The organism is Vibrio taketomensis, assembly GCF_009938165.1.
In the GTDB taxonomy this organism is placed as follows: domain Bacteria; phylum Pseudomonadota; class Gammaproteobacteria; order Enterobacterales; family Vibrionaceae; genus Vibrio; species Vibrio taketomensis.
This window is the reverse complement of the sequence record NZ_AP019649.1, coordinates 2770175-2792481: the sequence shown is the minus strand read 5'-3', so window position 1 is coordinate 2792481 and position 22307 is coordinate 2770175. Positions and strand designations below refer to the sequence as shown.

General features: G+C 43.7%; 22 protein-coding genes and 1 riboswitch. Of the genes, 17 read left to right on the top strand and 5 right to left on the bottom strand.

Translation table 11 applies throughout. The features are described 5' to 3' along the window. Nucleotides 1-129 precede the first annotated feature (129 nt). The 6 genes from ftsY to glpG all read left to right on the top strand — a co-directional run bounded on the left by ftsY (nt 130) and on the right by glpG (nt 5547). Complete coding sequence (gene ftsY, locus Vt282_RS12985) at nt 130-1305, top strand: signal recognition particle-docking protein FtsY (RefSeq protein ID WP_162045375.1); 1176 nt, start codon at nt 130-132, stop codon at nt 1303-1305. A 27-nt stretch (nt 1306-1332) separates the two neighbouring features. After that, complete coding sequence (gene ftsE, locus Vt282_RS12980) at nt 1333-2007, top strand: cell division ATP-binding protein FtsE (RefSeq protein ID WP_162045376.1); 675 nt, start codon at nt 1333-1335, stop codon at nt 2005-2007. Further along, nucleotides 1997-2959, top strand: a complete 963-nt coding sequence (ftsX, locus tag Vt282_RS12975) for a permease-like cell division protein FtsX (RefSeq protein WP_162063568.1) — start codon at nt 1997-1999, stop codon at nt 2957-2959. Before ftsE ends, ftsX begins: the two co-directional genes overlap by 11 nt. A gap of 183 nt (nt 2960-3142) precedes the next feature. Beyond that, nucleotides 3143-4000 carry an RNA polymerase sigma factor RpoH gene (gene rpoH, locus Vt282_RS12970; RefSeq protein WP_162045378.1) on the top strand — a complete coding sequence of 286 codons (858 nt, stop codon included), beginning with the start codon at nt 3143-3145 and terminating at the stop codon, nt 3998-4000. 392 nt (nt 4001-4392) lie between these two features. Next, nucleotides 4393-4713: a thiosulfate sulfurtransferase GlpE gene (glpE, locus tag Vt282_RS12965; RefSeq protein ID WP_162045379.1), complete on the top strand. Its 321-nt coding sequence runs from the start codon at nt 4393-4395 to the stop codon at nt 4711-4713. A 12-nt stretch (nt 4714-4725) separates the two neighbouring features. Beyond that, nucleotides 4726-5547 (top strand): rhomboid family intramembrane serine protease GlpG, encoded by an 822-nt coding sequence (gene glpG / locus Vt282_RS12960; RefSeq protein ID WP_162063567.1) that lies wholly within the window; start codon nt 4726-4728, stop codon nt 5545-5547. A 46-nt stretch (nt 5548-5593) separates the two neighbouring features. On the opposite strand, the gene Vt282_RS12955 is transcribed toward glpG, so the two are convergent. Then, nucleotides 5594-6004: a flagellar basal body-associated protein FliL gene (locus tag Vt282_RS12955; protein WP_162045381.1), complete on the bottom strand. Its 411-nt coding sequence runs from the start codon at nt 6002-6004 to the stop codon at nt 5594-5596. A 160-nt stretch (nt 6005-6164) separates the two neighbouring features. Between Vt282_RS12955 and Vt282_RS12950 the strand changes: the two genes are divergently transcribed. Beyond that, a complete protein-coding gene (locus tag Vt282_RS12950) occupies nt 6165-6707 on the top strand; it encodes a chorismate lyase (protein WP_162063566.1) in 543 nt (180 codons plus the stop codon). Beyond that, on the top strand, nt 6704-7558 hold the full coding sequence (gene ubiA, locus Vt282_RS12945; RefSeq protein ID WP_162063565.1) for a 4-hydroxybenzoate octaprenyltransferase: 855 nt from the start codon (nt 6704-6706) through the stop codon (nt 7556-7558). Before Vt282_RS12950 ends, ubiA begins: the two co-directional genes overlap by 4 nt. Nucleotides 7559-7630: 72 nt before the next feature. On the opposite strand, the gene plsB is transcribed toward ubiA, so the two are convergent. Beyond that, the gene (gene plsB / locus Vt282_RS12940) at nt 7631-10087 is read right to left on the bottom strand and encodes a glycerol-3-phosphate 1-O-acyltransferase PlsB (RefSeq protein WP_162063564.1); all 2457 of its coding nucleotides are present in this window, start codon (nt 10085-10087) and stop codon (nt 7631-7633) included. A 196-nt stretch (nt 10088-10283) separates the two neighbouring features. Here plsB and Vt282_RS12935 point away from each other — a divergent pair, with 196 nt between their 5' ends. The 4 genes from Vt282_RS12935 (at nt 10284) to dinF (ending at nt 13632) form a co-directional block, all read left to right on the top strand. Beyond that, entirely contained in the window at nt 10284-10646 is a 363-nt protein-coding gene (locus Vt282_RS12935; protein ID WP_162045384.1) for a diacylglycerol kinase, read from the top strand. An 84-nt stretch (nt 10647-10730) separates the two neighbouring features. Further along, nucleotides 10731-11348, top strand: a complete 618-nt coding sequence (gene lexA / locus Vt282_RS12930) for a transcriptional repressor LexA (RefSeq protein ID WP_162045385.1) — start codon at nt 10731-10733, stop codon at nt 11346-11348. A gap of 90 nt (nt 11349-11438) precedes the next feature. Further along, nucleotides 11439-12251, top strand: a complete 813-nt coding sequence (locus Vt282_RS12925; RefSeq protein ID WP_162063563.1) for a class I SAM-dependent methyltransferase — start codon at nt 11439-11441, stop codon at nt 12249-12251. A 43-nt stretch (nt 12252-12294) separates the two neighbouring features. Further along, nucleotides 12295-13632 carry an MATE family efflux transporter DinF gene (dinF, locus tag Vt282_RS12920; RefSeq protein WP_162063562.1) on the top strand — a complete coding sequence of 446 codons (1338 nt, stop codon included), beginning with the start codon at nt 12295-12297 and terminating at the stop codon, nt 13630-13632. 39 nt (nt 13633-13671) lie between these two features. Here the strand turns inward: dinF and sthA are convergent, their stop codons facing one another. After that, entirely contained in the window at nt 13672-15072 is a 1401-nt protein-coding gene (gene sthA / locus Vt282_RS12915; protein ID WP_162063561.1) for a Si-specific NAD(P)(+) transhydrogenase, read from the bottom strand. Between the two features lie 278 nt (nt 15073-15350). Between sthA and fabR the strand changes: the two genes are divergently transcribed. Further along, nucleotides 15351-15992: an HTH-type transcriptional repressor FabR gene (fabR, locus tag Vt282_RS12910; RefSeq protein WP_162045388.1), complete on the top strand. Its 642-nt coding sequence runs from the start codon at nt 15351-15353 to the stop codon at nt 15990-15992. Further along, entirely contained in the window at nt 15992-16378 is a 387-nt protein-coding gene (locus tag Vt282_RS12905) for a YijD family membrane protein (RefSeq protein ID WP_162045389.1), read from the top strand. Before fabR ends, Vt282_RS12905 begins: the two co-directional genes overlap by 1 nt. A 60-nt stretch (nt 16379-16438) precedes the next feature. Here the strand turns inward: Vt282_RS12905 and trmA are convergent, their stop codons facing one another. Further along, on the bottom strand, nt 16439-17545 hold the full coding sequence (gene trmA / locus Vt282_RS12900) for a tRNA (uridine(54)-C5)-methyltransferase TrmA (RefSeq protein ID WP_162045390.1): 1107 nt from the start codon (nt 17543-17545) through the stop codon (nt 16439-16441). Nucleotides 17546-17729: 184 nt separating this feature from the next. Beyond that, nucleotides 17730-17925: riboswitch (cobalamin riboswitch) on the top strand. Nucleotides 17926-17977: 52 nt separating this feature from the next. On the opposite strand from trmA, the gene btuB reads away from it, so the two are divergent. From btuB to murI, 3 genes are read left to right on the top strand one after another with little or no spacing between them, the layout of a single operon-like run. Continuing rightward, nucleotides 17978-19789: a TonB-dependent vitamin B12 receptor gene (gene btuB / locus Vt282_RS12895; protein ID WP_162063560.1), complete on the top strand. Its 1812-nt coding sequence runs from the start codon at nt 17978-17980 to the stop codon at nt 19787-19789. A 45-nt stretch (nt 19790-19834) separates the two neighbouring features. After that, nucleotides 19835-20521 carry a Dph6-related ATP pyrophosphatase gene (locus tag Vt282_RS12890; protein WP_162063559.1) on the top strand — a complete coding sequence of 229 codons (687 nt, stop codon included), beginning with the start codon at nt 19835-19837 and terminating at the stop codon, nt 20519-20521. A gap of 31 nt (nt 20522-20552) precedes the next feature. Next, complete coding sequence (gene murI / locus Vt282_RS12885) at nt 20553-21344, top strand: glutamate racemase (RefSeq protein WP_162063558.1); 792 nt, start codon at nt 20553-20555, stop codon at nt 21342-21344. On the opposite strand, the gene Vt282_RS12880 is transcribed toward murI, so the two are convergent. Further along, nucleotides 21310-21765, bottom strand: a complete 456-nt coding sequence (locus tag Vt282_RS12880) for an RNA recognition motif domain-containing protein (protein ID WP_167515607.1) — start codon at nt 21763-21765, stop codon at nt 21310-21312. The two genes, murI and Vt282_RS12880, sit on opposite strands and share 35 nt — an antisense overlap. Between the last annotated feature and the right edge of the window lie 542 nt (nt 21766-22307).

The window sequence follows — 22307 nt, the reverse complement described above, 5'->3', positions numbered from 1 at the left end:
TGACAAAGTGTAACCTTAAATCATGATTAAAGTGGTAACTTTTCACTCTGTTGTCATTTTCTTTTTCATTTTGCGTTAGCTTAGTGAAGAAGAAGCAGACTTAATTAAGACAATCTAGGATATCCCCAGATGACGGAAAAAAAGAAGCGCGGATTGCTCTCTTGGCTTGGTTTTGGTGACGATGAACAAGCTAAGCAACCAGAACAAGAGCAGCAGGTAGAGTCCATTCAACCTGAAGAGGTTGTCGAGCCAGTTGTAGAGCAAGAAGAAACCGTTGCCGAAGTAGAAACTGAACAACAGACTGTTAAAGCAGAAGCAGAAGCAGAAGCAGAACAACCAACAGACACCGTTGAACCGCGTGTTCAAGAACAAGAGAAACCAACCGAAAGTTTCTTTGCTCGTTTGAAGCGCAGCCTTGCGCGTACAAAAGCCAATATTGGCGCAGGCTTCTTTGGCCTGTTTAAAGGCAAACAGATTGATGATGATCTGTTTGAAGAACTAGAAGAGCAACTGCTCATCGCTGATGTGGGTATGGATACCACGCTCAAGATCATCGAAAACTTGACTGAGAAAGCCTCTCGCGCCGATCTAAAAGATGGCGAAGCGCTTTACGGTCTATTGAAAGAAGAGATGGCTGGGATTCTATCTAATGTTGAACAGCCGCTTGAAGTTGATAGCAGCAAAACGCCTTATGTCATTCTCATGGTTGGCGTAAACGGTGTGGGTAAAACCACCACAATTGGTAAGCTTGCGAAGCAATTCCAATCACAAGGTAAAAAAGTGATGCTGGCTGCGGGCGACACTTTCCGCGCTGCAGCCGTTGAACAGTTACAAGTGTGGGGTGAACGTAACGACGTCCCAGTGATTGCTCAGCATACAGGCGCTGACAGTGCTTCTGTTATCTATGATGCGATTGAAGCGGCAAAAGCACGTGGTTATGACGTTGTGATTGCTGATACTGCTGGCCGTTTGCAAAACAAATCTAATCTAATGGAAGAGCTACGTAAGATTGTTCGTGTGATGCAGAAAATCGACAACTCTGCACCGCATGAAGTGATGCTGACGTTAGATGCGGGTACTGGTCAAAATGCGATTAGCCAAGCGAAGCTATTTAGCGATGTTGCACCGATCACGGGTATTACCCTGACTAAGCTGGATGGTACGGCAAAAGGTGGTGTGATTTTTGCGCTGGCTGATCAGTTCCAAATTCCAATTCGCTTTATTGGTGTGGGCGAGGGTATTGATGACCTACGTCCGTTTGAGACACAAGAGTTTATTGACGCACTGTTTAGCCGAGAAGATTAATCGGTTTGTGAGTAAGAGGAACAACGGGTGATTAAGTTTGAGCAAGTAAGCAAAGCTTACCGTGGTGGTCGACAGGCTCTGCAAAAGGTCGATTTTCATCTTCGCCGTGGCGAAATGGCATTTTTAGGTGGTCACTCAGGGGCCGGTAAAAGTACCCTACTTAAATTGATATGTGCGATTGAACGTCCGACTGACGGTAAAATCAGCTTTAATGGGCATGATATCACCCGTATTCCAAATAAGGATATCCCGTTGTTGCGCCGCAACATCGGGATCGTATTCCAAGATCATCGCTTATTAATGGATCGTTCGGTCTACGACAATGTGGCGTTACCGATGCGGATTGAATCAATTTCTGAAAATGAAATTAAACATCGTGTTTCAGCGGCATTAGATAAAACCGGGTTGCTGGATAAAGCACGTTGTTTACCTAGCCAGCTTTCTGGTGGTGAACAGCAGCGAGTCGGTATCGCGAGGGCAGTGGTAAATAGACCAACCCTGTTATTGGCAGATGAACCAACGGGCAATTTGGATCAAGAGCTCTCAGCGCGCGTGTTACGCCTATTGGAAGAATTCAATCGTGCGGGTGTGACTATTTTGCTTGCGACACATGATATGAATTTAGTGCAGTCGCGTCCTCAGTATCGTCATATGGAATTAAATCAAGGCTTTTTGAGTGAGGTTGAAGATTATGGCCGCTAATGCTCGTAACAAAAAGCCAGTGAAAAAGAGTGCTCGCATCCAACGTGATGGCTACTTTGCCGTTCACTTCAAACAAGCTAAAGCTTCCTTTAAGAACTTGTGGTCGCGCCCGCTGGGCAATGTTTTGACTTTGGCCGTGATATCGATGGCGTTGACTCTGCCGGCCAGCCTATATCTGCTAGGTAAGAACGTAGCTGTTGCGACCAGTCAGGTTGCCGGCCCTTCGCATATTAGTGCTTATATTAAAGAGCAAACGCCAGAGCCACGCATTATGGTGTTAAAGGATGAGCTGGAGAGCTTATCCGAAGTGGCTTCGGTGGAATACATCTCCCCACAGCAAGGTTTGGCGGATTTGAGTCAGTACTCAGGTTTTGATCAGGCGCTCTCTTTATTAGAAGATTACGCTTTACCTGGTGTCTTGGTGGTGAATCCATCCGCGGACGATAAGTCGACAATCCAAGCGTTAGCGAAGCGTATTGGGGCGGAAGAGGAAATTACCGATGTACGCTTAGACGAAGATTGGTTAAGCCGTCTTGATGCGATCAAAAATTTAGTGCTGAGTATTGTCGTGACACTTTCAGTTTTGATGTTGGCATCGGTGTTTCTGATTGTTGGCAATACGCTGCGTTTCAATGTCGAAGCAAACAAACATGAAATACAAACCATGAAGCTCATTGGGGCGACAAATAGTTATATTTTGCGCCCATATCTCTACTCTGGTATGTGGTTTGGTTTGCTTGGTGCGCTTACGGCATGGATTCTTACCGCGTTAATCACAGTTCTACTTAATAGTAGTGTTGAACAGTTAGCGCTTCTGTATGATAGCCGCTTCCGTTTGATCGGCTTGAGTTGGGATGAGACATTGTTGCTATTAATGCTGGGCACATTTTTAGGTTGTTTAGCCGCAAAGATCTCTGCACAGCGACATCTCAACGAAATTGATCCTGTTTAATCAAATGGTTAAAAATTATCTCAACATGACTTGAAAAAAGTATACGCTACCGTATACTTTTTCACGCGTTGAAACATTTTGTTTGAACTATTTTTGTTCTGATTGCTTGAAACCTGTTCATTTTGGGTTCAGTATTGATGGGCTAAAACACTTAATCCAGATCATAGTTTGATGAGGACTTGAATGACTAACCAAGCGTATTCGATAGCTGTAGTTTCACAAGATAGCTTAGATAGCTACATTCGTTCAGTGAATGGCTACCCTATGCTGACAGCTGATGAAGAACGTGAACTCGCGGAACGTTTACATTACGACGGTGAAATTGATGCAGCTAAAGGTTTGATCCTTTCACATCTGCGATTCGTTGTGCATGTAGCTCGTGGCTATTCAGGTTACGGTTTGCCAATGGCGGATCTCATTCAGGAAGGTAACATCGGTTTGATGAAAGCGGTCAAACGCTTTAATCCAGAAGTCGGTGTTCGCCTAGTCTCATTTGCAGTTCACTGGATCAAAGCTGAAATTCATGAATACGTACTGCGTAATTGGCGTATCGTGAAAGTGGCAACCACTAAAGCGCAACGCAAATTGTTTTTTAACCTACGTAAATCTAAAAAGCGTTTAGGTTGGTTTAACAATGGTGAAGTTGAGACAGTTGCACGTGAGCTTGGTGTTGAGCCTTCAGAAGTGCGTGAAATGGAATCTCGTTTAGCAGCACAAGATGCAACGTTTGAATTCAGTGCTGATGATGATGACCACGGTTCTTCAAACCCTGCCCCAGTGTTGTACTTAGAAGATAAATCCTCTGATGTAGCAGAAAACATTGAAGCGGCGAACTGGGAAACGCACACCAATAATCGTTTAAGTGCAGCACTTGCGAGCTTGGATGAGCGTAGCCAGCATATTGTACGCTCTCGCTGGTTGGTGGATGACAAAGCAACATTGCAAGATCTCGCTGATAAGTATGGCGTATCTGCAGAGCGTATTCGTCAGTTAGAAAAAAATGCGATGAAAAAGCTGAAAATGGCTGTGGGTGAAATGTAACGCCTATTTCAGACAAAGAATTTTAAGAAACCGAGATCATTTGATCTCGGTTTTTTTATGCCTGATCGCCAACCTCGATCTAAAACCTAAAACTGCCTGTTGATAACTCTGTGAGAAATTTCTTGGTTAGGTGTCAGAAAGCGGGGTGAATAAAGGCTTAAACGGCGTATTTGATTTGGGGATAGTATTTGAATTACCCACAAAAAAATAAGGATCATCACAACATCTAGTGGATCGTTAGGCGCTTAGACACTTTATCAACGTAATCCACAAATTTATCCACAAATGGCGAAGAAGTGATCGCAAGTGGATAACCTTACACACATCGTGTACTTGTTGAGCATTGGATAGGTTACAATACTGCTAATAATAAAAGACCAAAGAGAAAGTAAATGGACCAGTTCAAACATATTGATGTGCAAAGTGCTCAAACTTTGATGAAAAATGAACAGGCGCACTTGTTGGATATTCGAGATCCTCAGTCGTTTGCCGTGGCGCATGCAGAGAATGCCTTTCATTTAACTAATGACACGATTGTGCAGTTCATGCAGCAGGCAGAATTTGATGAGCCAGTATTGGTAATGTGTTATCACGGAATCAGTAGCCAAGGTGCTGCCCAGTATTTGGTTAACCAAGGCTTTGAGCAGGTGTATAGTGTAGATGGTGGCTTTGAAGCTTGGCATCGTGCTGAGTTGCCAGTGGAATCAAAATAGGTAGCATTATTTATGATCAGACTGATTACCCTTAACCAGCCAAGAATGGCTCAAGCGTTTATTGATTATATGGCGTCACGCCAAGTTGAAATAATCATGATGCCTGAGGGGGGCGGTCAGTTTGCTTTGTGGCTCAAAGATGCTCAGCATCAAGTCGAAACAGAAGCTGAGTTACAAATGTTCCTTAATAATCCCAATGACACAAAATATCAGGCTGCATCATGGGATGTCGCTGATAGTCGAAAAAATGTATTTCGCTACAATTCCCCAAGTATGATGGCAATGATCAAAGCTAAAGCAGGTCCGTTTAGCTTGTTGATCATGGCAACCTGTATTGTCATTTTTGCTCTGCAACAATTTGGTATGGGGCAGACCGTATTTAACGCACTGCATTTCCCGGCTTTTTCTGGTCAGGAGTGGCAGATTTGGCGTTGGTTTAGTCATGCGCTGCTGCACTTTTCCGTGATGCATATTGTATTTAACTTACTGTGGTGGTGGCAGTTTGGGGGAGATATCGAGCAACGCCTCGGTAGTGGTAAGTTGGTGCAGATTTTCCTGATTTCAGCTGCTGTTTCAGGGTTTGGTCAATATTGGGTCGAAGGTGCGAACTTCGGTGGTTTGTCCGGGGTTGTGTATGCGCTAGTGGGCTATATCTGGATGCTGGGTTACCGAGCGCCAAGTAAAGGCTTGATCATGCCTAAACCACTACTTGGTTTTATGTTAGTTTGGTTAGTTTTGGGTTTTGTTCAGCCATTTATGGCGATCGCCAATACCGCTCACCTAGTTGGTTTACTTTCAGGTATCGCGATAGGTGTGTGGGATACTCGAAAATGAAAAAAGCGGCGTTGAGCCGCTTTTTTTGTGTTTGTATGTCGTGTTACTACTGATAGAGATACTTGGTAAAGAGCAAATCAGCAATCAGTGTTTTGCCCGTTTCAGGTAACAAGATTGCATTAAGTTCTTGAACCAGTGTTTTGCGTAAATCTTCACGTCCCGCCAGTGACTTAATGGTTTCTTCTGTCTGTTTACCTAGCATTTCGATGATGGCATCACGAATTAATGGTTGATGCTTTTCGATGAGTGGCAAATCACTTTGATTAGCGACCATGATATCGATACGCACTTGAATGTAGCCAAGTTTATCGCCTTTGGTATAAAAATTTGTGGTGAGATCCGGTTCAAGCGTGAAATAGGCCAGTTGAGGGACTGTTGCGTCTTGATTCGCCAAGGCTGGCATCGCTGGGATCAGGGCAAGAGACATAAATATTAGGGCTAGGTAACGTTTAAGCATATTTCTAACTTTTCTTTCCTCTGATCACGATATTCGAATTGCCGGAGTCTTGTTACAATAGAGCATCTATTTGTAAGGAATAATGGTGAATCGTAAACTACGGGCCGCCAATGAACTGTAGCTTTATTGTACGCGATAGAGCGACTGATTGAATACTAATATGAATCAAATGATAGCGCTTTATCTGTCTTCACTGCGCCAAGTCGAATGGCAACAGCCTGAAAATTTTATCTTTCCTACTCATATTGCGAGGGAATGGTTACTGGAACAGGGCTCTTTGTCACGTTTATTAGAAACTTATTGCCAACAATTGAACGTAGATCTATTTCACAACGATCAGGTTGAAGCCAATCAACTCGATTCGCAAGAAAGTCTGTTGTTGGCGAATGAACCATGTTTGCTGCGTAAAGTGGTGTTGAAGGGTGATGGTCAACCGTGGTTAATTGGGCGCACTCTGATACCTGAGTCATCTCTAACTGATCAGCCACATGACCTACGTCAACAAGGAGAAATTCCGCTTGGCTTGACCGTATTTAGTTCGCAACACGTTAAACGTGATGCACTACAAGTCGGTTGGGCACACACTCCCAATGGATTATGTTTGGCGAGACGCTCACGTTTATGGATGAATCACAAACCGATGTTAGTGGCTGAGTTATTCTTACCAGATGCTCCCATTTACTCTAAGGAGAGAGTCAAATGACCGCAGTTAAAGCGCGTGCATATTGGCAGTTGATGCGCATGGACAAGCCGATCGGTACGCTATTGTTGTTATGGCCAACCATGTGGGCGTTAATCATTGCCGCTCAGGGGATTCCTAATCTTGAAGTGTTGTTGGTGTTTGTTCTTGGTGTGATCATGATGCGCGCAGCGGGGTGCGTGATTAATGACTTTGCTGATCGTAAAGTCGATGGTCATGTAAAACGTACTCAGCACCGTCCACTACCATCTGGGTTAATCAGTGCACGTGAGGCGATGACGCTGTTTCTACTCTTAGCGGTGCTTTCCTTTGTGTTAGTGCTGACGATGAATCCGCTCACGATTAAGTTGTCTTTTGTTGGTATTTTTCTCGCATTCATTTACCCATTTATGAAGCGTTATACTTACTTGCCGCAACTGTTTTTAGGTTTAGCTTTTAGCTGGGCGATTCCTATGGCTTGGGCAGCACAAGCTAACGAACTGCCACCGATGGTGTGGTTCTTGTTTGTGATTAATGCGCTGTGGACGATTGCTTATGACACACAGTACGCCATGGTAGATCGAGATGATGATTTAAAGATCGGCATCAAATCAACGGCGATTCTATTTGGTCGTTTCGACAAAATGATGATTGGAGTATTGCAGTTAACCACGTTATTGATGCTGATTGGTTTGGGAATGTGGTACCAATTGGGCACTAGCTTCTATTGGAGTATTTTAGCGGTTGGTGCTTTGTTTGTTTTTCAGCAGCATCTAATCCGCCATCGCGAGCGTGAGCTTTGTTTCCAAGCCTTTCTCAACAACAACTATGTAGGAATGGCGATCACGATTGGTCTACTGGTGGCCTTTTGGTAAGGTTAATCACCGCATAAAAGAAAGGGCATCGAATGATGCCCTTTTTGCTATTTATCGATAACGACAGTGAATTTACTCACTTTCTTTTTCGTTTAGCTCACAATGCTCTGCCGCTTGGCACACACTTTCACGGATAGTTAAGCGCACTTCAGGATATAGCAGGGTGTAAAGCAGCTCTGAAAACTGGCGAGTTTTTTCAAGGTCACAATTGCCGTCACTATCTAAGTATGCTTGAGATTTAAGCGTCGCGAACATTGCGGCGAACACGCCTTTGTCAAAGAACTCAGGAGCATTAATGCCGTGCAAACGACCAAGACGTTGAGCGATATCTTGGCTCTTCATCTCTAGGTCTGCTTTGCCCAGTTCTGGCATCGCCACCAATAGATTTAGCGAGATTGCGTAGCGCTGCAGGGTTTCGGAAATTGTGCGACCCAGCAGTACCAATACTTGAGTATTACTCTGTTTAATCTCAACCATATCATCGTTGATACTGATCAAACCTTGGTTTGCGAGTTCATTGACATATGCTTCGACCATCTCATCCAATTGTGACTCTTCTACACTCAGGAATAGCTCTTTTTTCAAGAATGGGTAGATTTGAGCCACATTGGCTTTGATTTGCGCCAACGTCAGCTTTTGACGACGTACTAGCATCTGTGCAATTAAAGATGGAATCGCAAATAGGTGGATAATGTTGTTGCGATAGTAAGTCATCAAAATTGATTGATTACGATCGAGTGAGACGATCTCACCCATACTGTCAGCTTCGATCACAAACTTATCCAGTGATACAGCATGCGCGACAAGTGTCTCTGCATCTTCAGTCGGCATGGTATAAGTGGAAGAGTACGGCACGTTTTTCAGAAGTGATAGGTAAGTATCAATTTGAGTCACTAAGCTGTCGCGAGATAACGCACGTTGGCGAGATGCCAATAATGCTGTGGCACAAAGCGTGAGCGCATTGGCTGCTGCGGCATCGTTAATATGCGTCATCATCTTGGTAGCAAGACCATTCACCACAGGAGTTAGCCATTGAGGTTTTGAACCGCCCATTGGGTCGATGTCTTTGGTCCACTCTGGAGCGTGTTCGTTCAGGTATTGGTTTACTGGAATTGGTTCACCGAAGTTCACGTAACCTTGACCAAAATTACGCAGTTTACGAATAGTGCGCAGCACTAGACCTGCGTTTTCTTTTTCTTTGCGGCTACCACGCAGCTCTTTTGCGTACGTGCCAACTTCCATTACATGCTCATAACCGATGTATACTGGCACTAAGGTGACTGGGCGATTTAGACCGCGTAGCATGGCTTGTACAGTCATAGCCAACATGCCGGTTTTGGCTTCTAGTAGACGGCCAGTGCGTGAACGACCACCTTCGCTGAAATATTCTACCGAATAACCTTTGGCAAAGAGCTCAGCTAAGTATTCACGGAAAATCGTTGAATATAGCTTGTTGCCTTTGAAGCTACGACGAATAAAGAATGCACCACCACGACGGAAAATCGGGCCGGCTGGGAAAAAGTTAAGGTTAATACCTGCTGCGATATGTGGCGGCACCATACCTTCATGGTAAAGCACATAAGATAGCAATAGGTAATCCATATGACTTCGGTGGCAAGGAACGTATACAATTTCGTGGCCGTCTTGCGCTAGGCGGCGTACAGTTGAAGCATTATTGATGTTCAAGCCTTGGTAGATACGATTCCAGAGCCAGCCTAATATGCGATCGCCATTTTTCACTAAAGAATAGGAGAAATCAGCTGCGATTTCGTCCATGATATCTTGCGCTTCTTTACGAGCCTTCTCTAACGAAATACCTTTTGCATTTGCTTCGTCTTCGATCGCTTTTTCAATCGCTTTTGATTTCATCAAGCGTTTAAATAAAGCTTGGCGACTTGGCAGGTTAGGGCCTGACGCTGCCAATTTTTGACGAGAAAAGTGAATGCGAGCAACGCGTGCCAATTTGTGTGCGATTGCTTCATCGGTTCCGTGCGAGTTTGCCATGTAGCGAAGAGATACGACCGGGCTAATACGCACTAAGCAATCACGTCCTGAAAGCAGCACAGCTTTTGCTTTTTGTGGGCCATTGAGCGATTGCAGGTAAGTGGTTTGTTTGCCTTCTTTTCCTGGTTTACGACCCCAAAGAACGGTTACTGGAATGACTTGGACATCCAGTTCAGAATCTTCTTTATGCAGTGCTAACAGTTCAGAGAAGAGAGCGATAGACTCCGCTGGCATGTCTCTGTCATTGCTAATCACAGTTTCACGAGATGAGGTGAAAACAAAGCGATTAAAGCTCTTACCGTTGATTTCTAGTGGTGATAGCGGGTCAGGCAGACCTAGAGATTTTACTTGTTTCTGAAGACTAAGTAGATCGACAGCAGAGCGATAAGGTAGTGCATAAATTATTGGCTTGTTAATATCAATGCTATGATCTTCAATCGGATTTGAAGGGATAGCCGTTGCTTTTACTAACACTGATAGTGGAAGTTTAAGAAGCGAACGTGATAGAGAGCGTCCAGAAGACATAAAGGTTCTTTGCCTCAATTAGATGATAAGCACATTTCCAGTTCTTTTCTCAGTTTAGAACTCGAAATGTGCCCAAGCGATTTTTTAGGCAGCAAGGATACCAGAAACTGGTCTAACCTTTGAATTTTTATTGAATGTAAAAACAGCAATTCAACAAAAGGCATTAGCTGAATTGTGTCAACGATGAGAGATGAATGTGAAACCTGAATCAGTCCACGGTTTAAAACGCGTTATGAACGCGACACGCTATTCTTGGCTAGGTCTAAAAGCTGCGTTTAAAAATGAAGCGGCATTTCGTGAAGAAGTTTTGCTTGCGGCGGTGATGATTCCCGTTGCGTTATGGATAGATGTCACTCAAGTGGAAAGGATTCTGCTTATTGCGGTTGTGGTATTAGTACTCATGGCTGAATTGATCAATAGCGCGATTGAAGCCGTGGTCGATCGTATTGGGCCTGAGCGCCATGAACTCTCTGGTCGGGCGAAAGATATTGGCTCGGCAGCAGTATTTCTTGCTTTGTTATTAGCAGGTTACACATGGTTAGAAATCCTATTTCTCTAACCCATTAAAAAACCATCAATTTGCTTTTCATTTATTCAGTTACTGGATATACAACAGTTAACCGTATAAAAAGACAGGTGACTCATGAAGCCGTTAACGCCCCGACAGCAAGAAGTTTTTGATCTGATCAAAAGTAAAATTGATGATACTGGCATGCCGCCAACGCGTGCTGAAATCGCTAAAGAACTAGGTTTTCGCTCAGCAAATGCTGCAGAAGAACACTTAAAAGCGCTTGCTCGTAAGCAAGTGATTGAGATTATTCCAGGCGCTTCGCGTGGTATTCGTATTCTGCTTGAGGCGGCGAATGATGAGCAAGGTTTGCCATTAATTGGCCAAGTTGCTGCTGGCGAGCCTATTTTGGCTCAAGAGCATGTAGAAGCACATTACCAAGTTGACCCAAGCATGTTTAAGCCACAAGCGGATTTCTTGTTACGTGTTAACGGTGAGTCAATGAAAGACATCGGCATTATGGATGGTGACTTGCTGGCTGTGCATAAGACTCAAGATGTGCGTGATGGCCAAGTAGTGGTTGCACGTGTTGACGATGATGTAACAGTAAAACGCTTGGAACGTAAGGGTTCAACAGTCTTGTTACATGCAGAAAATGCAGAATTTGAACCAATTAAAGTAGACCTGTCTAGTCAGCATCTAACGATTGAAGGTCTTGCTGTTGGTATTATTCGCAACACAGATTGGATGTAACAATGTTATCTTGATGAGAATAAATCTCATCAACTTGATATTGTAATTGATATTCATTATCATCTTCTTTCTCTCAGGAGGAGGATGATAATGAGCACCCCACAGCGCCCCCCTAAAACTGGGTATCAAGTACCCAATCATTTGCTCCAGCCATTGTGGTTTCGCAGCCGTGAAAGCCTTGCCGATGATGGTTTAGTCTATGATCCAATTGCAGCCAGTGCTTGTCAGCGCTGCAAACTCGCACCGGAATGTCTGGCAGGCAATATTGACCAGCAGCAACTATTACATGCGACGTTAACGCAATTGTGTGATGAACAAGTCACTCAGTTTTTAAAGCAACATCCGGATGGGTGCATTATTAATGTGGGGGCAGGGCTAGATACGCGATTTTACCGAATTGATAATGGTCTCTGTCGTTGGATTGAACTGGATGTGACAGAGAATTTATTGTGGCGACAGAAGCTATTTCATCGAAGTGAGCGCTACCATTATTGCAGCGGCAGTGTAATCGATTTGTACTGGCTGGAAGTGTTTGAGCTTAATCAGTCGTTACCGGTGATGATTGTGTGTGAACATGCATTGCTGGATGTCTGCGATGGGCAAGTGGCAAAGTTTGTTCAAGCGTTAGGCCGATATTTTGATGATGCAAGGGCATGTTTAGTCTTAGCTGGGGATCTAAGCCACACTCAGCTTGGTCAGCATTTGGGTAGTGCGGGCTATGCACATGGTTATGAAGACGCAGCGCGTAAGATGCTGCGTTATATGCCTTGGCTACGTCGAGTTCGTCAATTTTCTCCGCTAGATCAACACTGTACACGCTGGAAATGGTGGCAGAGATGGTTAGCCAAATTATCGAGTGTTAAGTATCGATTAACGCCAGTAGTCGTTTTGCTTCGTTGGTGATCCGGTTACACTTTACTCTCCAGATCAGTAAAGTTGTATTTTCGTGAACATTTTTCAAACTCTCTCAAATCGTGCGATGCACCGGCAAGTGTTATTACTTGCTATTCCGATGGTTCTTTCCAACATTACCGTGCCACTACTGGGTCTGGTCGACGCAGCTGTGATCGGTCACCTTGAGCATGCTTGGTATTTAGGTGGTGTTGCGCTGGGTAGCATGGTTATTAGCGTCACATTTTGGCTACTTGGTTTTCTGCGAATGTCGACTACTGGGCTTGCCGCACAAGCATGTGGTGGTAGTGAACGTCATCAGTTAGGTTTGGTTTTTGTGCAAGGCCTGCTGATGGCGGTAGCTTTCTCAGCCATCATATTGCTGATATATCCTTGGCTAAGTGAGTTTATTTTTGGGTTTAGTGACGCCAGTGTACAAGTCAAACATTATGCTGCACAGTACTTTGAAGTACGCATTTGGAGTGCGCCGGCTGCTCTTGCTAATTTTGTGTTGCTTGGGTGGTTGCTAGGAACACAAAATGCCAAAGCGCCAATGTGGATGGTGATCATCACTAACGTGACCAATATTGTCCTCGATGTGCTGTTTGTGATTGGGCTTGGGTGGAAAGTTGAAGGTGCTGCGCTTGCCTCTGTGATTGCTGATTATTCTGGTTGTGGGTTCGGCTTCGCTTGTGTGCTTCATACGTGGCGTAAACAACATCTTCCACCGGTATTGGGCCTACTTAAAGTCAGTGGTGACGGGGTGATGCGTTTTGTGAAGCTCAATCGCGATATTTTCCTCCGTTCTTTATGTCTGCAAGCCAGTTTTACTTTTATGACTTTCCAAGGCGCCAGTTTTGGTGATCAAATTGTGGCAGCCAATGCAGTATTGATGAGCTTCTTAATGTTGATCTCTTATGGCATGGATGGCTTTGCGTATGCAATGGAAGCAATGGTAGGTAAAGCGATAGGTGCGAAAGATCGTCAACAATTGTCTCAATCTTTGATTGGTACATTCTTCTGGAGTTTAGTGATTTGTAGTGGTTTGACGTTGGTCTTTGCTTTTGCTGGCTCGCAACTGATCAATCTTATTACTGATATCGAAATTGTGCATGATACAGCGTTAGTTTACCTGCCTTGGTTGGTGGCGATGCCGCTTGTTTCAATGTGGTGCTTTTTACTCGATGGTATTTTTATTGGCGCAACCAAAGGTAAAGATATGCGTAATGGTATGTTTATCGCAACGAGCTGCTTCTTTGCTACCTTCTATCTTTTTGCAAGTTGGCAAAACCATGCGCTATGGCTTGCGATGTTAACCTTTATGTTAATGCGAGGAGTGACATTGGGCGTTATGTTTATCTCCCAATGGAAGCAAGACCGATTTTTTGCTTAAACCAGCCAAAAGCCGCTCAATTGAGCGGCTTTTGCATTTTCAGAATAGGCGATTTAAACCATTGAGCGCGGCGACGCGATAGGCTTCAGCCATGGTGGGATAGTTAAAGGTGGTATTAACGAAATACTCTATCGTATTCGCCTCACCTTTCTGTTCCATGATGGCTTGGCCGATATGAATGATTTCCGCTGCACGTTCGCCAAAACAATGAATACCCAAAATCTCTTTGGTTTCACGATGGAAGAGAATTTTTAGACTACCAATGTCTTTTCCGGCAATTTGAGCTCTCGCTAAATGTTTGAAAGACGAGCGCCCGACCTCATAAGGCACTTTCGCTGCAGTAAGCTCTTGCTCTGTTTTACCCACCGAACTGATTTCTGGAATGGTGTAGATGCCAGTCGGAATATCTTCAATCAGATAATTCTCAGCTTGTCCTTTAGTAATCGCTTGAGCAACAAAGCGACCTTGGTCATAGGCCGCACTCGCGAGACTAGGGTAGCCAATTACATCTCCGACTGCGTACACATGCTCAACTTCGGTTTGGTAGTTACTGTTTACCCTAAGTTGGCCACGAGAGTCTGCGGCAAGCCCAACCGCCTCGAGGTTTAGTTTATCCGTGTTACCTGTACGACCATTGGCATACAAAATACAGTCAGCTTTCATTTTCTTACCAGATTGCAAATGAACGATGACCCCGTCTTCAGTGGCTTCGATTTGCTCGTAAGTTTCATCGTTGCGGATGATCACGCCGCTGTTCCAGAAATGGTAAGAAAGCGCATCAGAGACTTCGTTATCTAAAAAGCTCAGTAGCCTATCACGAGTATTGACCAAATCGGTTTTGACCCCAAGACCACGAAAGATGGACGCATATTCGCAACCGATAACACCCGCACCATAAATAATGATGTGGCGAGGATCATGTTTGAGACTCAAGATTGAGTCGCTGTCATAGATGCGCTCATGAGTAAAGTCGACATTATCTGGTCGGTAAGGGCGCGAACCCGTTGCGATAACAAACTTATTTGCCCTGTAGAACTCTTCGCTGCCGTCGCTTTGCATCACCGCGACAGTATTACGATCTATAAAACGAGCTGAACCAAACAATAGCGTGCAGTCATTGCGATCATAAAAGCCTTGGCGTAAGCGCGTTTGTTTATCAATCACAGACTTAGCATGGTTGAGGATATTAGAGAAGGTAGAATGTAAGCTGGTGTTGTTTTTACAAAATAGCGGGTTGTTATTAAATTCTATGATGCGGCTTACGGCATGACGTAGAGCTTTAGAAGGAATGGTACCCCAGTGGGTACATCCGCCACCAACACTTATTTCTTTCTCAATAATAGCAACGTTAAGTCCTGCTTTGGTTAAACCCATAGCAGCCCCTTCACCGCCAGGACCACTTCCGATTACGATGACATCAAAATGATTGCTTCCGGGCATAACATCTTCCTTGTTATAGAGTTATTAACATTGCTTTATCGTGATTTTAACGAATTCTATGAAAGGGTAAATATTTGTCGTTCCAGAGGGTCGATGTGATCACGCGTAGAGCATGCAAATTGTGTCAACAACACTGCTTGAGATCTCTAAATTGAGGCAAAACGATTGTAATCACTGGTCAACTGCGGTTTATTCCCCATAACTAGGAAAGGCTTAATTCAAAAGGAGAATCATTGTATATTAAGAGAATCCCTTGTCAGGAAAGTAGAAATTAGAAAATGAAAACCATGGGAATTCGCGCACAGCAAAAAGAAAAAACGCGTCGCTCACTTGTTGACGCAGCATTCAGTCAGTTGAGTGCCGATAGAAGCTTTTCTAATTTAAGTCTTCGCGAAGTTGCACGCGAAGCTGGAATTGCACCGACCTCATTTTATCGCCATTTTAAAGATATGGATGAGTTAGGTTTAACCATGGTTGATGAAGGTGGCTTACTGCTTCGTCAATTGATGCGTCAAGCTCGTCAGCGTATTGCGAAAGAGGGTAGTGTTATTCGCACTTCGGTAGAGACCTTTATGGAATTTATCGAAAGTAGCCCAAACGTTTTTCGTCTACTCTTACGTGAGCGCTCAGGTACATCATTTGCATTTCGTACCGCTGTGGCGAGAGAAATTCAGCACTTTGTTGCTGAGATGACCGAATATTTGATCAGCACGGGGATGAGCCGTGATGAGGCGTTTACCCAAGCTGAAGCATCTGTAACTTTAGTATTTAGCTCTGGTGCTGAGGCACTAGATCTCGATCGACGTGACCGTGAAATTTTGGCGGAGCGTTTGATCATGCAATTGCGAATGATAGCCAAAGGGGCCTATTGGTATCGCAAAGAACGTGAACGTAACCGACTAAAAGGTGGGATAGATTAATGACAACTCAAAATAACCCAGTTAATCATGGATCGGAAAAAAAGACGTTAGTACTCGCTTTGATTGCAGGTATGTGTGGTGACGCATTGCTTTCTTGGATGACGATGAGCGAAGTCAGCTTTTCGATTTTTCCAATCATCGCGCTAGTACTCGCCGTGCAAGCACTCTACAAAGAATACTTAACTAATCCAGTATCGGAAGATATTCCACTGGTAGGCCTGGCGTGTTTCTTTGTCGGTGCCTTTGGTCACTCCGCTTTCTTAAAAGCGCAATATCCAGATTCAGGCTCTAATTTCTTTGCAATCCTAGTGTCGATGTTGTTGATGCTATGGATTGGTAAGAAGCTTGGCTATATGTCGAAGAAAGAAGAACACGCGGCAGAATAATTAGCCGCCATAAAAAAACGAGCCGGATGGCTCGTTTTTTTATATCTTCGCACAATATCGTTATTTGCGCTCTAGCATTACACCCGCTTCCATATGGTGGGTGTATGGGAACTGATCGAATAAAGCAAAACGAGTGACCTTGTGAGTCTCGCTCAATACTTCTAGGTTCTCTTGCAGTGTTTCAGGGTTGCATGAGATGTATAGAATACGCTCGTAACCCTGCACCATTTTACAAGTGTCGATATCCATACCTGAACGAGGAGGATCAACAAAGATAGTATTGCAGTTGTAGCTATTCAGATCGATCCCCGCATCTTTAAGACGACGGAACTCACGCTTGCCTTCGATAGCTTGAGTAAATTCTTCTGCTGATAGACGGATGATTTGTACGTTCTCAATTTCATTCGCCGCGATGTTGTATTGCGCTGACTCAACCGAAGGTTTGGCCAATTCAGTCGCCAACACACGGTCAAAGTTTTGTGCTAGTGCCAGTGAGAAGTTACCGTTACCGCAGTAAAGTTCAAGTAGATCGCCTTGACTATCTTGAGTACAGTCAATTGCCCACTCCAACATTTTAGTGGCAACTTTCGCATTCGGTTGGGTAAAGCTGTTCTCTACTTGCTGATAGATGTAAGGTTTGCCGTTTACATCTAGCTTCTCTACTACAAAATCACGATCCATTACGATCTTCATCTTACGGGCACGACCGATAAGATTTAGGTTAAAACCTTCATCATTAAGACGTTGCTTCAGTGCTTTTGCTTCTTCAATCCAAGCATCATCCAGTTGGCGATGGTAAAGAAGAGACACCAGTACTTCACCGCTCAATGTGGATAGAAAATCGACTTGGAACAACTTACGACGCAGAGATTCATTACTCTTCATCGCATCCATAAGTAGTGGCATCAGATCATTGATTAGACGACTTGCTGCTGGGAATTGGTCAACACGGTATTTTTCACGAGTTTCTTGGTTAAACATGATGTAGTACATGTCTTCACCTTCGTGCCACACGCGAAATTCTGCACGCATACGGTAGTGCTGCTCAGGAGATTCAAATACTTCCAACTCTGGCACATCGTATTGAGCAAACATCTGGTTTAGACGTTCTACTTTTTCTGCCAACTGTTGTTGGTAGTGCTGAGGGTTCACATCAAGAGTCGCCATATTAATAACCTTTGTATGGTGCAATTTATTTAAGAGCGCAGATTTTATTCGATATCAGCTATATGTCCAGTTTTGCAAGGAAATGGTTTGAATTGATTGTCTCAAAGCTGAGTTACTTGTGTGTTGTTACCTTAACAATAATAGAAGATTCAGATATTTGCTGGACAAATGACCAATTGCCCAATACCATTCTCGCGTAGCTGGTGCTATCTAGAAGTATAGATGGCTGAAAAGGGAATCTGGTGAAAATCCAGAACTGACGCGCAGCGGTAATAGAGAACGAACGCTCAAATGACACTGCCTCTGGTATGAGATGGGAAGTCGAGTTACTAGGTTAACAGCTCTAAAGTCCGAATACCTGCCAGCAACTGAGCAACACATTGGAAGTAACACTTCATGCTCAGTGGAATTTACGCGATTTAGGACAACAAAATGAACCAATCAATTTTGGCAGTGGCGGTGGCATCACTGCTTTCTTACACCTCTTATTCTTACGCCCAATCCAATACTGCAGATGAAACAATGGTGGTAACCGCTAACCGTTTTGAGCAGTCTCAAGCTTCTGCTTTGTCTAATGTAGAGATTATTACTCGTCAAGATATTGAACAAACGCAGGCTAAAACATTACCGGATATTCTCCGTCGTCTTACGGGAATTCAGTTGTCGCAGAATGGTGGGCGTGGTCAATTGGCGAGTATTTATGTGCGAGGAACCAACTCGGATCAAGTCCTTGTTTTGGTCGATGGCATCCGTTTCGCTCGCGCAGCAAAAGGTTCGGTTGATTTCAACCAAATCCCGTTAACTTACGTTGATCGAATTGAATACATTCGTGGTGCGCGCGCATCTCTTTATGGTTCGGAAGCGATTGGTGGTGTGATTAATATCATCACAGTGGCACGTTCTCAGCAGGAAGAAACAAAGCTTAGTGCAGGTCTTGGTAGCCTAGATTATCAGGAGTTAAGTTTACGTTCTGGTGTTGAAGTTGCTCAAGATGGTCAATTGAATGTTGCTGTCGGATATGAAAGTGATGATGGGTACAACGTAAAGCCAAAACCAGGCGTTAATGATGGCGATCGTCATGGGTTTGAAAGTAAAAATGCTCTAGTTGGTTATGTGCATGACCTCAATCAAAACTGGTCGCTATTTGCTAACGTTCGCGCTTATGAAAATATTTATCAATATGATAGTAGTTTTGGTAGTCACCAATACTATGAAGGCGAAAAAGATAATATTGCAGCGGCTCTAGGGGCTAAGTTTCAGTCTAACAAGCTGATGTCTGAGTTGACCTATAGCAAGCAAAAGCAAAAAGAATGGGACTACGAACAGAAAGAAGGTAAGCATTCTGGTCGTATTGGGGAATTAGAACAGCAAAATGTCCAATGGACGAATAGCTATCTGCTATCGGATAACATTGTGGTTGCGGGTGGTGTCGATTGGCGAGATGAGTCTTATGCGGATAAGGTTGCAAATGAAGAATTTGACCGAACCAATTCTGCGGCTTTTGCTGTTGTGAGCGCCAATGTTGATAAAGCAACGTTTGAATTGAGTGGGCGTGCCGATGATAACGAACAATTCGGAAAGCAGTACACTTATTCAATTGGGGCTGGGTATGAATTTATACCTGAGTTTGGTATTAAAAGTACGTTTGGTACGGCCTTTAAAGCTCCGGACCTATATCAACTCAATGATCCATATTCAGGGAATAAAACACTAGCGCCTGAAGAGTCTGATGCATGGGATATTACGATTGGCGGTGTCATTCAATCAGTAAGATGGTCTGTTACAGGTTACGATTACAAAATTGACAATATTATTGAATATAATTTCGACACATATAAATTCGCAAATATCGAAGGTAGAAGCCATATTCGCGGTATTGAAATGGTATCGGAGTTTGATACCGGTATTGTTCAACATCAGGTAAGTGCAGAATTCAAAGATCCTGAAGATGCTAATGGTAAACAGCTTTCGCGTCGTTCGAAGGAAATATACAAGTGGAATGCGTTAGTTGTATTCGATGAGGTGGATTGGTCGATTGGTTACCAATACATCGGTGAACGTCCTGATGGTTCTGATGAGTTACCTGCCTATTCGTTGTTTGATACAGCAGTAAGCTATTACGCAAATGAATCGACCACAATAAGTGCGCGAATTGATAATGTGTTCGATGAAGAATTTGAAACTGCAAAAGGTTACCCAGCAGCAGAGCGAGCCTACTACCTGAATGTGAACTACAAATTTTAGTTTCTAAACCGCCTTCGGGCGGTTTTTTCCTTTACGAGATAAAGAATGAAGAAAAACGTCATTGTTAGTTGGTCTTCCGGTAAAGATTCAACCCTAACTCTAGAGCGCTTAATCGAAAGCGATGATTACAAAGTTGTGGGCATCTTCACTACTCACCTAAAAGATGAAGTGCCATTTCAAGCGACACCACTTTCTGTTATCAAGATGCAAGCAGAATTACTTGCATTGCCATTAGTGACTATCGAACTACCAGCCGTTTTTCCTAGCAACGAGATTTATCAAAGCTTAGTCGTGGATGGATTAAGAAGCGCTAAGCTCGAGTTTAGCTGCGTAGCATTTGGCGACATGTTCTGTAATGGTATCGCTGAATACCGCCGTAGTTATATCGAGCCTGCTGGATGGGAGTGTGTATTCCCTCTAATGGGTGAAGACAGCGACAAACTCGCCAATGAAATTATCACTCGTGACATTAAAACCATGTTGGTCACAGCCGATGGCGAGCGAATATCTCGTCAGTTTTGTGGACGGTGGTATGATCAAGCGTTGTTAGCTGAGTTGCCGGTCGATGTTGATGTATGTGGAGAAAATGGAGAGTTTCATACGTTAGTTACCCAAACTCGCAGTTTTTCTGGTGAGATAGAACTGCAGTTATCTTCGGTAGAGCATGGTGAACGTTTCTCTCACCAAAGATACCAAGCGAAGATGTTGCGAAAAGCAAATCGCAGAGTATGATTTGCTGCATCTATATTACGGGAATAACTCAGTGACTCAGCAACCCAAAGTTCTGATCTTCGATTCGGGTGTCGGCGGCCTTTCTGTTTACAAAGAGATTGCAGCTTGTCTACCTCAGCTTGATTACTACTACTTATTTGATAATGCCGCATACCCTTATGGGGAGTTAGAGCGCCAAACTCTATTAGAGAGAGTCAATAAGTTAGTATCAGCGATGGTCGAAAAGCATCAGATTGATTTGGTGGTGATAGCTTGCAACACCGCAAGCACTATTGTGCTGCCGTCATTGCGTGATCTACTGACGATTCCAGTCGTTGGTGTTGTTCCGGCAATTAAGCCTGCATCTGTGCTGGCAAGTATAGCGGTTGGCCTTATTGCAACCCCTGCAACGGTTAAGCGCGAATATACTCATGAGCTAATCCGTAATTTTTCGCAAAACAAAACGGTCGAAATGCTGGGGTCGACACGCCTAGTAGATATTGCTGAAGAGAAGTTGCGTGGTCAGGCTGTATCTTTAGAAGAGATGGCACAACTGCTTGCGCCATTGGCGAATAAGATCGACGTGGCGGTATTGGGCTGTACTCATTTCCCATTAATAAAAGAAGAAATTCAAACGGTACTCGGTTCACAAGTCATGCTGGTGGATTCTGGAGAGGCGATCGCACGCAGAGTAAAGGATTTGCTGGCGTTGAATGAGAGTAATGAGACGAGTGGGGGAAGGGAGATTTATTCAAGCGCACCTCCTTGGCAAGAAGATGCGCTGAACCAGTCGTTAACTGAATTAGGTTTTAGTCCAGTTCGTCACTTTCATCTGGAGATTTAGGCTCATTCGCAATCCGCACTTTTAGAGTGCGCTGCATATAATCCTTCTCGTTTAATCCAGCGATGGCTGTTTCTGCGTCAGAGGCAGCCATAACAACAAAACCAAACCCTCTTCTTTTACCAGTACGTTTATCTTTCATTAAGCGCACAGCAAATACCTCACCATGCTTAGCAAACAATTCTTTCACGTGAGATTCGTTCGCTTTATATGGCAAGTTCCCTACATATAGAGTCTTAGTCGCCGGGTCGTTAAGTGGCGTTTCAATTTCTTTAGGGGTTGCATTAGAGAATTTCAAAACAAAAGCGGTCGCAACTACACCCAAAACAAAACTGATGGCAGGGGATATTTCTATTACAGAAAAGGCAATTCCACCGAGAACGGCGATTGCGATTATCATTACTATCGATTTATTTGAACTCATAATCAGAATACTACTTCTAGGTCAGAGAAAGTTAGATGTCTACATTTAACAAAATAGACACATCGAATCTTACGTATATGCTTGTCCTTTTTCCAATATATTGATGTGACATGTCTCAAATGTTGATATTTTATCCTATTTTAATGATTTGCCGTCTTTTTAGGCGATCGAAATAAAATTGTCAAAAAAGGCTTGTCATGTTTTAAAACCTCCCTATAATGCCGCCTCACCGACACGGAGTGAGACGCAAGTCACGGTTCGGGTGGTAATAAGAGTTTAAGAAAGTTTGAAAAAACGCTTGACTCTCAAATTAAAAAGCGTATCTTACGCACCCCTAGCAACGAGGCACTGAAGTGGTGAGTTGGCTAGGAAAGCTCTTTAAAAATAAGAACCTATCAATCTGTGTGGGCACTCGTTGATGATAATCCAATTAGAAGCTTAGGCTTCAAATTGATTTCAATGAACTGAGTGACCAATCGATACTTAGTATCGGCACAGTCAATTCAACATTACTATGTAATGTAATCAGTATTCATTGAGTC

Excerpts from the sequence above, each read along its gene's own strand:
- Vt282_RS12950 (WP_162063566.1), top strand. The coding sequence starts at position 6,165 with ATGAATCAAATGATAGCGCTTTATCTGTCTTCACTGCGCCAAGTCGAA.
- lexA (WP_162045385.1), top strand. The coding sequence starts at position 10,731 with ATGAAGCCGTTAACGCCCCGACAGCAAGAAGTTTTTGATCTGATCAAA.
- ftsX (WP_162063568.1), top strand. The coding sequence starts at position 1,997 with ATGGCCGCTAATGCTCGTAACAAAAAGCCAGTGAAAAAGAGTGCTCGC.
- Vt282_RS12880 (WP_167515607.1), bottom strand. The coding sequence starts at position 21,765 with ATGAGTTCAAATAAATCGATAGTAATGATAATCGCAATCGCCGTTCTC.
- glpG (WP_162063567.1), top strand. The coding sequence starts at position 4,726 with ATGATCAGACTGATTACCCTTAACCAGCCAAGAATGGCTCAAGCGTTT.
- Vt282_RS12890 (WP_162063559.1), top strand. The coding sequence starts at position 19,835 with ATGAAGAAAAACGTCATTGTTAGTTGGTCTTCCGGTAAAGATTCAACC.
- Vt282_RS12925 (WP_162063563.1), top strand. The coding sequence starts at position 11,439 with ATGAGCACCCCACAGCGCCCCCCTAAAACTGGGTATCAAGTACCCAAT.
- sthA (WP_162063561.1), bottom strand. The coding sequence starts at position 15,072 with ATGCCCGGAAGCAATCATTTTGATGTCATCGTAATCGGAAGTGGTCCT.
- glpE (WP_162045379.1), top strand. The coding sequence starts at position 4,393 with ATGGACCAGTTCAAACATATTGATGTGCAAAGTGCTCAAACTTTGATG.
- ftsY (WP_162045375.1), top strand. The coding sequence starts at position 130 with ATGACGGAAAAAAAGAAGCGCGGATTGCTCTCTTGGCTTGGTTTTGGT.
- plsB (WP_162063564.1), bottom strand. The coding sequence starts at position 10,087 with ATGTCTTCTGGACGCTCTCTATCACGTTCGCTTCTTAAACTTCCACTA.
- Vt282_RS12955 (WP_162045381.1), bottom strand. The coding sequence starts at position 6,004 with ATGCTTAAACGTTACCTAGCCCTAATATTTATGTCTCTTGCCCTGATC.
- ubiA (WP_162063565.1), top strand. The coding sequence starts at position 6,704 with ATGACCGCAGTTAAAGCGCGTGCATATTGGCAGTTGATGCGCATGGAC.
- trmA (WP_162045390.1), bottom strand. The coding sequence starts at position 17,545 with ATGGCGACTCTTGATGTGAACCCTCAGCACTACCAACAACAGTTGGCA.
- fabR (WP_162045388.1), top strand. The coding sequence starts at position 15,351 with ATGAAAACCATGGGAATTCGCGCACAGCAAAAAGAAAAAACGCGTCGC.
- rpoH (WP_162045378.1), top strand. The coding sequence starts at position 3,143 with ATGACTAACCAAGCGTATTCGATAGCTGTAGTTTCACAAGATAGCTTA.
- btuB (WP_162063560.1), top strand. The coding sequence starts at position 17,978 with ATGAACCAATCAATTTTGGCAGTGGCGGTGGCATCACTGCTTTCTTAC.
- Vt282_RS12905 (WP_162045389.1), top strand. The coding sequence starts at position 15,992 with ATGACAACTCAAAATAACCCAGTTAATCATGGATCGGAAAAAAAGACG.